At 49.5% G+C, this 9,606-nt stretch carries 10 protein-coding genes and 1 pseudogene; all 11 read right to left on the reverse strand.

All coding sequences use genetic code 11. The annotated features are described in order from the left end of the window. Positions 1–447: precorrin-3B C(17)-methyltransferase (locus tag QVP35_RS07360; protein WP_288187795.1), on the reverse strand; the 447-nt coding region annotated here is incomplete at its 3' end. Next, entirely contained in the window at positions 437–1,483 is a 1,047-nt protein-coding gene (locus QVP35_RS07365) for a cobalt-precorrin 5A hydrolase (protein WP_009289705.1), read from the reverse strand. The genes QVP35_RS07365 and QVP35_RS07360, both read right to left, overlap by 11 nt. Then, the gene (gene cobM / locus QVP35_RS07370) at positions 1,480–2,241 is read right to left on the reverse strand and encodes a precorrin-4 C(11)-methyltransferase (RefSeq protein ID WP_009289706.1); all 762 of its coding nucleotides are present in this window, start codon (positions 2,239–2,241) and stop codon (positions 1,480–1,482) included. The genes QVP35_RS07365 and cobM overlap by 4 nt, the downstream gene beginning before the upstream one ends. Continuing rightward, on the reverse strand, positions 2,238–2,933 hold the full coding sequence (gene cobI, locus QVP35_RS07375) for a precorrin-2 C(20)-methyltransferase (RefSeq protein ID WP_022260967.1): 696 nt from the start codon (positions 2,931–2,933) through the stop codon (positions 2,238–2,240). Before cobI ends, cobM begins: the two co-directional genes overlap by 4 nt. Next, positions 2,930–4,078: a cobalt-precorrin-5B (C(1))-methyltransferase CbiD gene (gene cbiD, locus QVP35_RS07380; protein ID WP_009289708.1), complete on the reverse strand. Its 1,149-nt coding sequence runs from the start codon at positions 4,076–4,078 to the stop codon at positions 2,930–2,932. Before cbiD ends, cobI begins: the two co-directional genes overlap by 4 nt. A gap of 23 nt (positions 4,079–4,101) precedes the next feature. Further along, positions 4,102–5,376 carry a glutamate-1-semialdehyde 2,1-aminomutase gene (hemL, locus tag QVP35_RS07385; protein WP_187115083.1) on the reverse strand — a complete coding sequence of 425 codons (1,275 nt, stop codon included), beginning with the start codon at positions 5,374–5,376 and terminating at the stop codon, positions 4,102–4,104. Continuing rightward, positions 5,376–6,359, reverse strand: a complete 984-nt coding sequence (hemB, locus tag QVP35_RS07390; protein ID WP_022260969.1) for a porphobilinogen synthase — start codon at positions 6,357–6,359, stop codon at positions 5,376–5,378. The genes hemL and hemB overlap by 1 nt, the downstream gene beginning before the upstream one ends. Positions 6,360–6,383: 24 nt before the next feature. Then, positions 6,384–7,262 carry a hydroxymethylbilane synthase gene (hemC, locus tag QVP35_RS07395; protein ID WP_022260970.1) on the reverse strand — a complete coding sequence of 293 codons (879 nt, stop codon included), beginning with the start codon at positions 7,260–7,262 and terminating at the stop codon, positions 6,384–6,386. Continuing rightward, complete coding sequence (locus QVP35_RS07400) at positions 7,244–7,705, reverse strand: precorrin-2 dehydrogenase/sirohydrochlorin ferrochelatase family protein (RefSeq protein ID WP_288187797.1); 462 nt, start codon at positions 7,703–7,705, stop codon at positions 7,244–7,246. The genes hemC and QVP35_RS07400 overlap by 19 nt, the downstream gene beginning before the upstream one ends. 9 nt (positions 7,706–7,714) lie before the next feature. Then, the gene (gene hemA, locus QVP35_RS07405; protein ID WP_009289714.1) at positions 7,715–8,944 is read right to left on the reverse strand and encodes a glutamyl-tRNA reductase; all 1,230 of its coding nucleotides are present in this window, start codon (positions 8,942–8,944) and stop codon (positions 7,715–7,717) included. Between the two features lie 300 nt (positions 8,945–9,244). After that, a pseudogene (locus QVP35_RS07410) lies at positions 9,245–9,472 on the reverse strand (replication initiation factor domain-containing protein); the annotation flags it as partial. Positions 9,473–9,606: the final 134 nt, after the last annotated feature.

Genomic DNA, 9,606 nt, shown 5'->3' on the forward strand with positions numbered 1-9,606 from the left:
AAGAATCCGCTTCTCGATGGTTTCCCACGGAGTCAGCAGATCACTCAGGCTGATGACGCAGAAATCATGGATCAATGGTGCCCCAAGCAGTGCCGCTCCGGCTGTGGCTGCCGTGACCCCCGGTATGACTTCCAGTTCTGTATCAGGATATTGTGCGCCGATTTCATACATTAGTCCGGCCATCCCGTAGATTCCCGCATCTCCGCTGCAGATCACCGACACCGTCTTTCCTTTCCGGGCCTCCGAAAATGCCATCCGGCACCGGTCTGTCTCTTTTGTCATGGGAGTAGACAGAAACTGTTTGCCCGGCAGGTGATCTCTCACCAGATCAATGTATACGGTATATCCGATAATGACATCACTCTGTCTTAAAACATCCGCTGCCTTTACGGTCATCTGTTCATACGCTCCCGGACCGATGCCCACTACATATATTTTATGACTCAAACCTGATCCTCCAATCTTTTAACGCAAGAGCCGCAGTCACGCCATTTCCAGCCTGTCTGCCCACAATCAGTTTCCCTCCGTCTCCGGCCGCCAGAAAGGCACTTCTCTCACAAACATTATCTGCGCCGGTCACGCGGCTGACAAAGGCAGAGGATGTAAATGCTCCTTCTGCCTGCATCAGTTCCTTGGCAGTAAACGTTTGAAAAGGAATTGCTTTCTCCCTGCAAAAACCAAGGAGTCCGCGTTCTTCCTTCTTTAAATCAATGCTGGCTGCCAATCCCAATGCCAAAGGCTCAATCTGCCCTGTTTCACATACCTGTAAAAAAGCCTGTTTGATGGCTTCTTCCGGTGTGCCTTTTCGGCATCCCACTCCAAAAACGAGGGCTTTCGGAATCAGCCTCAGGGTTTTCGCAAAAGGAAGAAAATTCTTCCTCACAGAAATGCAGATGCCGAGTTTTGTATCTTCCCCCCGCACCAGTCCCTCCGGCAGATTCCCAGACACCGGAAAGTCACTGTGAAACCCGACCGGCATCCCTGACAGCAGAGAGGCGGATATTTCTTTGGCAAGCCCAAGATCCATGATATGCAGACGGTTCTTTTTTGCAAACAGATCCACTGCAAACACCTGATGGATATCCGTAGACGTAGTAATCACAGGAACAGCGCCTGTGAGGAAAGCCGCCTGTTCTGCCAGATCGTTGGCGCCTCCCAGATGTCCGGACAGCAGAGGAACCGAAAAGTTTCCTGTCTCATCGATTGCTATGACAGCCGGATCAGTGTCTTTGCTTTTGATAAAAGGTGCAATAGCCCTCACCGCAATCCCGCAGGCCCCGATGAAACATAAGGCGTCTTTTTCCCGAAACTGCCTGGCAGTCCAGTCATTTAATGACTCTGTTACACAGTGCACATCCCGGTTCTTGATATATCCGGATTTCACTGAGATTTCTGCTCTGTGGCCCGACTTATTGAGACCCGTCTTCAATTTTTCGGCAAGGTTTAACCCTCTTTGGCTAAAGCAAATGATGGCTGTCTTCATTTCCCGTTTCCTTTTCTGTATCCCGTGGTAAACTCCGGATCATAGAGCTTCGACCTCTGATAATGGTGATGGGAGACCACATCCCCAACAATGATCAGCGCTGTTTTCGTAATCCCGTGCTCCTCTGCCGTCTGAAAGAGAGTCGACACTGTGCAGAGGAAGATCTGCTCATCCTCCCAGGTCGCCTTATAGACGATGGCCGCCGGTGTCTCCTCTGCGTATCCGCCTTCCACAAGCTTCTCTGATAATTCCTTTAACATTCCGGTGCTGAGGAAAATCACCATAGTGGCCTGGTGAGCAGCAAAAGATGCAATGCTTTCTCTTTCCGGAACCGGGGTCCTTCCCGCCATCCTTGTAATGATGACGCTCTGTGACACATCGGGAAGTGTATATTCTAAATTGAGGGCAGACGCCGCTCCGCAGAAAGAACTGACACCCGGACAGTAATCATATGGGAGACCTTTTTCATCCAGAAGGTCCATCTGTTCTCTGACAGCCCCGTAAAGACATGGATCTCCGGTGTGCAGCCGGACCGTGTCCTTCCCCGCCTGTTCCCCTTCTTCCATGACCTTGAAAACTTCCTCCAGTGTCATTTCTGCGCTGTTGTAGATCTTACAGTCAGGCCCTGCATATAAAAGAAGTTCCGGATTCACCAGAGATCCGGCGTAGATCAGGATATCCGCTGTCTCGATCAGCTGTTTTCCCCGGATGGTGATCAGGTCCGGCGCTCCGCTGCCCGCTCCGACAAAATGGATCATTGTACATCCTCCTGTTCCTTTACGATGATCAGGGAGTAATACCCTGCCTCCTGTGGGATCTCATTGATGCTGCCATAAAGTTTCTCATCTCTCATTCCGCAGTTTTCTATCATTCTTCCGTCCAGATTTTTTTCAGACAATTTTTTCTTCACCTTGGCCAGCTGTTTTCCGGCCTTCATAAATACTTTTGTCCCCGAAAGTTCCAGCCATTCTTCCACCTCATAGGCTGCCGGTATAATGTGCAGTGCCTGGTCTTTCTCTGCAAGGCCTGTTTCCATTCTGGCCGCAGCCGCACAAAAAGAGGGGATACCGCTTATGATCTCTGCCAAAAATCCCTGTTTTCTGACGATCTTATGTAAATACAGGTAAGTAGAATACACAGTTGGGTCACCGAGCGTTAAGAAAGCGATATCCATCCCTTTCTTCAGATGTTCTGTCAGAAGAAACGCCCCCGCTTCATGATTCTCCTTCAGTTTTTCTTCATCTTTCGTCATAGGCATATGGATACCGATCAGTTTTTTATCTTTTATTTCCGGACACGCCCTGACCGCAATCTGAAAAGCCGTGCTTTCTTCCGGATTTCTGCCCGGAACAGCGACTGCCGCGCACTCTCTGATCTTTCTCACTGCCTTTAGCGTCATAAGTTCCGGATCCCCCGGACCCACCCCGATTCCATATAGTGTTCCGCTCATTCTGTCTCCTTTAGTTTCTGCCATAATAAATCTGTGTGTTTCGTCTGTCCCAGAAATCCGTGTCCGCCTGAAAAGACCAGGGCACCGGTCAGCAGCCTGTCATAGGCTCTTCGGGAAAGATTCTCCCCAATCTTTTCTAACAGATCTTCCATTGTCCGCTCCAAAATACCTTCTGATTTCAGTAACGAAATGCCCTCTTCCGTGGTTTTTGTCTGAAGAATCTCCCTGACCGTTTTAAGACCTGCACCGCTCCTCACTGCAGCAGCAGCCATCAGCTCTGCCCGGCAGTCTGCCTCTCTTGAATGGGTATTCATAATCCCGCCTGCAAGCTTGATAAACTTTCCGATATGGGACACAAACAAAAGACCCCTGGCCTTTAAATTGACAGCCATGTCGATCGTATCACCCACAAAGTTACTGCACTTTAAGATGTTGTCTCCCGAAATGCCGCAGTGTGTTTTTACATAGTCAGCCCCGTAATTCCCGGGCGTCACTAAAAGGTATCCGTTTCCCTCTGCGAGCAGGATCCGCATCTCTGCCTCAATACTTTTGACCATCGCCGCTTCGCTCATAGGTTCTACGATCCCGGTAGTCCCGAGAATTGATATCCCGCCTTCGATCCCGAGGCGCGGATTAAAGGTTTTCTTTGCAGTCTCCTCTCCCTCCGGCGTCCGGACGGTTACTGAGAGACCGCCTTCATAATCGGAACGGTCAAGAACTTCCTGCACGGCATCCGTGATCATTTTCCTCGGCACAGGGTTAATGGCCGCCTCGCCGACCGGCAGAAAAAGGCCTTTTCTTGTAATTTGGCCAATCCCCTCTCCTCCTTCTATGAGAATTCCGGGAGAAGGAATTTTTTTCACCTCCGCATAAATATGAATCCCGTCTGTGACATCCGGGTCGTCTCCGGCATCTTTGGTAACACAGCAGGAAACCGAATTATCTGATACCCTGAAATCCTCCAGGGGCAGAAAAAGACGGATACCCGCTGGTGTCAGAAGAGAAATTTTTGCCTCCTTTATCCCCAAAAGCAGGGCCGCGGCGGCTCCTTTGGCTGCGGCGGCCGCACAGGAGCCTGTCGTAAAACCGCATCTCAGCTCTTTATTCTGCTTTATGACCTTATGTTCTTCAAGTCCCCTGCCCATAAAATCCCTCCCGGCTGTCTTCTCTATGAAAAAAAGGAATCCATCACATCCAGCGTCAGATCTACATCCTCCTGTTTCATAGCATTGTTAAAGAAAATAGCTTCAAACTGGGACGGGGCCAGATGGATTCCGTGATCCAGCATATAATGAAAATATTCTGCAAATGCTGATACATCCGAAGTCTTTGCATCCTCATAATTGGTAACCGGACGGTCTGTAAAAAACAGACAGCTTAAGGAGCCTGTCCCTGTAATCTGATATTCCTCGCCGTGCCGCTTTAAGATCTCTTTTACACCGCTCCTGAAAGACTCTCCAAGTTTCTCAAGATGCCGGTAGACTTCCGGGTGATCTTTTAGAATTGTAAGTTCCGTGATACCGGCCGCCATGGCAACCGGATTTCCGCTCAGAGTCCCGGCCTGATAAACACTGCCGAGAGGTGCGATCATTTCCATGATCTCTCGCTTTCCTCCGTAACAGCCTACCGGCATGCCTCCTCCGATGATCTTTCCGAATGTGGCCAGGTCCGGCATCACGCCGTAAGTTCCCTGTGCGCCGGTAAGTCCCAGTCTGAAGCCGGTGATGACCTCATCAAAAATCAGCAGTGTCCCATTCTCGGTACAGATGTCTCTGAGTTCCTTAAGAAAGCCTTCTCTCGGCAGTACAACCCCCATATTTGCCGCCACCGGTTCAATGATCAGCGCGGCGATCTGTCCCGGATTTTCTTCAAATAATTTACGGACGCTGTCTATGTCATTATACACCGCAGTCAGGGTATCCATCGCACAGCCCTTTGGCACCCCGGAGCTGTCCGGGATTCCGGCGGTCATTACACCGGACCCTGCTTTAACCAGCAGTGCGTCAAAATGTCCATGATAGCATCCCTCAAATTTGATGATCTTATCTCTGCCTGTAAAACCTCTCGCCGCCCGAATGGAACTCATCACGGCCTCCGTGCCCGAATTGACCATGCGGACCATATCAAAACACGGCACCAGGCTGCAGAGCAATTCTCCCATCTTGACTTCGATCTCTGTGGCCGTACCAAAGCTCAGCCCCCTTTGTGCAGCTTCCACTACCGCTTGTTGGATCTCTGGATGATTATGTCCCAGGATCATCGGTCCCCAGGAGCCGATGTAATCAAGATAACGTTTTCCTTCTTCGTCATATACATAAGTGCCTTCCGCTTTTTTAATGAACCGCGGACAGCCTCCCACAGACTGGTAGGCCCTCACCGGGCTGTTGACGCCTCCCGGCAGTACCCGTTTGGCGCGGTTAAATAAGTCTTCTGATCTGGTCATCATCCGATCCTCCCTTCTCTCACAAATCCGGCGATCTCCTTCGCAAAATACGTCAGGAGGATATCACAGCCTGCCCGGTAAATCCCGGCAGCCGTCTCGCAGATCATCTGATCCTCGTCGATCCAGCCCTTCATGGCTGCCGCCTTGATCATAGCATACTCCCCGCTGACGCTGTATGCAGCTACCGGAAGATCGACCGTGTTCCGCACTTCCCGCACAATGTCCAGATATGAGAGCGCCGGTTTCACCATGATGATATCCGCACCTTCTTCGCAGTCCTGTTTCACTTCCTTTAAGGCCTCCAGACGGTTATGATAATCCATCTGATAACTCTTCCTGTCCCCGAAAGAAGGAGCAGATCCTGCGGCATCCCGAAAAGGACCGTAAAAAGCGGAAGCATACTTGGCAGCATAGGACATGATCGGCACATCTGTGTAACCGTGCTGATCCAGCAGACTTCTGATCTCAGAGACCCGGCCGTCCATCATATCAGACGGGGCTACCATATCGGCCCCGGCCTGTGCCTGGGACAGGGCAATCTTAGCAATCACAGGCAGAGTCTTATCGTTGTCCACCCGTTCTCCGCTTAAAATACCGCAGTGTCCGTGGGAAGTATACTCACACATACACACGTCTGTAATATAATAGAGATCCGGCACTTCCTTTTTTGCCTTTCTCAATGCCTTCTGGATGATGCCGTAATCTGACCAGGCCCCGGTTCCGCACTCATCTTTTATATCCGGAATTCCAAACAGCATAACACTCGTCACCCCGGCATCCGCCATTTCATTCAGCACCTCCGGCATCCGGTCCAGACTGTACCTGAACTGTCCCGGCATGGACGGAATTTCTTCTTTCACATTTTCTCCCTCCCGCACAAAAAGCGGATAAATGAGAGAAGACGCATCCATTCTCGTCTCCCGCACCATCTTTCTCAATATCGGTGTGGAGCGGAGTCTTCTTGATCTTATTGTCATATCCATTCTGCATCCTTCTTTCTGTATCATTTATTCCTGTATCTGTTCTGCAAGGCGGCATCCAAGTTCACCGGCATCCTGTGCCTTTCCATTGATACTCATTTTCCTTCCGGTATTATCTGCCGCATTATAATAAAGACCGGTAAGACAAAGGTCATTCCCTGTAATCTCTGCGTATGCCGCGATCGGAGAAGAACAGCCCCCGTCCAGAGCACGTACAAAACCTCGTTCCGCCTCAGTCACAAGCTCCGTCTCCCTGTCGTGGATACAGAAAAAAAGTGACTGATCAAAATCTTTTCTCACCTGAACGCACAGGGTCCCCTGTCCGGCCGCCGGCAGCATTTCTTCCACTGAAAAATATCGGCTGATCCGCTCTTTAAGGCCTGCTCTTTTCAGTCCCGCGGCCGCCATGATCAGTGCCGAATACTGTCCTTTGTCCAATTTGCGGAGTCTCGTGTGGATGTTCCCCCGGATACTCTGAAACTCTGCTTCCGGAAACAATCTTCTTGCCTGGAGAACTCTTCTGGCACTGGAAGAACCGATCACCTGTCCAAATTCTTCAAAATCTCCGGACGAAGGAAGCACAAGCACGTCTCTCGGATCACCCCGCTTAGGCACTGCCGCCACGGGAAGGTCATCAGAGATCTCCATAGGCAGATCCTTCATGCTGTGGACCGCCATGTCGATCCTTCCGTCCAGAAGGGCCTGGTCAAGTTCCTTCACAAAGAGGCCCTTTCCCCCAATCTTATCTAATGTCTTATTAAGAATCTTATCCCCGGTGGTTTTCAAAGTCACCAGTTCAAAAGAAAGCTCCGGATAATTTGCTTTTAACTGCTCTATTACAAGTCTTGTCTGGGCCACAGCCAGAAGGCTTTCGCGGCTTCCAATCCTCAGTCTTTTTGGTTCCATATCAAACTCCTGATTCTGTCTGCTGTCTGTTTTGTCTTTTTATGATCGGCACCTCCGGATGTAACCCCGATGACAATATCGCCGTCTTTTATAACTGAAGGAAAATAAAAACTGCACTCTTCTTTGCAGTCGCTGATATTGACAGGTATTTTCTCCCTCCGGGCTTCCAAAAAAACAGTGTGATTGACTTCCCTGTCATCTGTTGCGGCAAGCACCATATCAAAATTTTTCAGGTCTCCTGGAACATAACTCCTGGAAATCCAGGTGACAAAGCCCTCAAGAGCCATGTCTTCTATCTCTTTGCAGACAGACGGCGATATGACGGTGATATGTTCATGAAACATTTGAAGTGTCTTAAGCCTTCGCAGGGCAATATTTCCCCCTCCGACCATCAGGATTTTAAACCCCCGGATATCTGTGTACAGCGGAAAATAAGCCATCATGAATCCTCCTCAATATATATCCACCTGATCTGCTGACAATTCCAGAGCCTCAAGGATATGCTTCCATTCCTGTCTCGGAAGCACATCTTTAAGACCGAAGATAATCCGTTCAACCGCTGATTCCGATGCCCGCATCACCTCTTTTTGAAGGCCGCTTACATCCCGGTGCTTTTTCCTTAATTCCCTGTATGTCTTCTTCAGCTTGGCATTGGTCAGCTCTCCGGCAGCACTGCTGACTGCCCGGACCAGCGGAATATAATCCCTGAAATAATACCAGTTCATAAACTCATCGGACTGCTCACAGATAATTTCTTCTGCCTTCTTAAGCTCCCCGGCATCCGCCGATACCTGAAGGCCCAGATCGTCCATATCTAAAAGGCAGCATCCGGGCAGCTCTGTAAGATCCGGGTCCAGGTCCCTTGGCACTGCAAGGTCTGCAAATACATAAGAGCAGTTCTCCTCCAGAGCCTCTGCCGCCTGCTGCGCATGGACCGTATAGTGTGGACTTTTCGTGGCACTGAAAACAAAATCCATGGTTCCCATGGTTTTATACCGGTCCCGGTAAGGAACGACTCCGCATCCTGCCGGGATCATGACGTCCTGTTTCCGGTACTGCCGCAGAGTCATGGAAACACAGGCCCCTTTATGTATCAGCCATGCGGCCAGAAGACGGCCCATTTCTCCATTACCGATGACCAGACATTGTTTTCCTTTCAATGAGCCGTATCGGTCTTCCAAAATCGAAACGGCCCGTTCCGGCACAGAGGTGTCCCTGCTTCCGATCCGGGTTTCCGTTTTGACTTTTTTTGCTGCCGTCACAGCCATCCGAAACAGCGTGTCCAGAACAGGATCCGGCTTACAGCATTCTCTGGCACGGTTAAGCGCCTCTCTGACCTGGGAGACAATCTGGTCTTCCCCAAGGATCTGAGAATGGAGACCACTGGTCATTTCCATCAAATAAGAAACAGCCTCAGTCCCGGATCTTCGGACGAACAGCTCTCTCCCCGAATTCTTTATATGAGGCAGCTGTGAGAAAAGGTAATCCAGGGGGTCAGGTGTCAGATTATAAAACCAAAGTTCTGTCCGGTTACAGGTAGACAGGACGATGCAGGAGGCATTTGGGTCCATTTCCTTTACAGACCTCATGAATCGGACGGCCCCCGAATCTGTAAATGCAAACGGCTCCCTCTCCTCTACCGATGCCGTATGATAATCTATTCCTATCATCAAAAGTTTCATGGCTAACTCCTTTTTATATCTGAAAGAATTTTAGCACGTTTTACAGAATAAACGCAACTAAAAACAGAGCTTATCCGGCATTTCTCTGCCAAACACCAGGATAAGCTCAGAAAAGTATGAGTTTTTCTCCATTATCTCCAGTCGGCTCTGGAAAGGCCTCCTTCCGACAATGGAGAAAAACTATCGCAGGTGACACCTTTGATTTCTAAGCAGCCTGCTCCAGCAGATAATATGTCCATTTTCTACACGATTGGAGTGAGGCATTCTAAGAGCCGAACGAAAATCGTGTGGAAAATGTCATACCATTTTTATTGTAGGTGCTGCCTGTCTATGTAGCCAATGTAAAGCTTTTTGTAAGGTATAAGGCTCTGGCTTTGTAGTTAAGTGTATCAGTTCTCTGTTTTCGCCTATAAACCATGCGCAATCCTCACTTATTTTCCATTGACTTTTTGGCTAGCCGTTCTTTCTGTCTACAAAACAGATATAATTCTTCATGTATTTTTCAAAACGGTTTTTAATCTCCGTGTCCAAGTCAACCCGTTTTATCACACCGCCAGCCGTCATACAATCGAGCATGACGTTTTCCACCTGTTAGTGTATAGTGTTTCCTGTGCCCCCTCCCTTGTTAGATAACGGGGCTACATAAAGCTCGCCACAGGCTC

Origin of the sequence: Anaerostipes sp. CAG:276, assembly GCF_000432215.1 — a bacterium.
Taxonomy (GTDB): Bacteria; Bacillota; Clostridia; order Lachnospirales; family Lachnospiraceae; genus Anaerostipes; species Anaerostipes caccae.

Coding starts and splice junctions, on each gene's coding strand:
- cobI (WP_022260967.1), bottom strand. CDS start 2,933: ATGAGCGGAACACTATATGGAATCGGGGTGGGTCCGGGGGATCCGGAA.
- hemA (WP_009289714.1), bottom strand. CDS start 8,944: ATGAAACTTTTGATGATAGGAATAGATTATCATACGGCATCGGTAGAG.
- QVP35_RS07400 (WP_288187797.1), bottom strand. CDS start 7,705: ATGATGGCTTATTTTCCGCTGTACACAGATATCCGGGGGTTTAAAATC.
- QVP35_RS07365 (WP_009289705.1), bottom strand. CDS start 1,483: ATGAAGACAGCCATCATTTGCTTTAGCCAAAGAGGGTTAAACCTTGCC.
- hemC (WP_022260970.1), bottom strand. CDS start 7,262: ATGGAACCAAAAAGACTGAGGATTGGAAGCCGCGAAAGCCTTCTGGCT.
- cbiD (WP_009289708.1), bottom strand. CDS start 4,078: ATGGGCAGGGGACTTGAAGAACATAAGGTCATAAAGCAGAATAAAGAG.
- cobM (WP_009289706.1), bottom strand. CDS start 2,241: ATGATCCATTTTGTCGGAGCGGGCAGCGGAGCGCCGGACCTGATCACC.
- hemB (WP_022260969.1), bottom strand. CDS start 6,359: ATGGATATGACAATAAGATCAAGAAGACTCCGCTCCACACCGATATTG.
- hemL (WP_187115083.1), bottom strand. CDS start 5,376: ATGACCAGATCAGAAGACTTATTTAACCGCGCCAAACGGGTACTGCCG.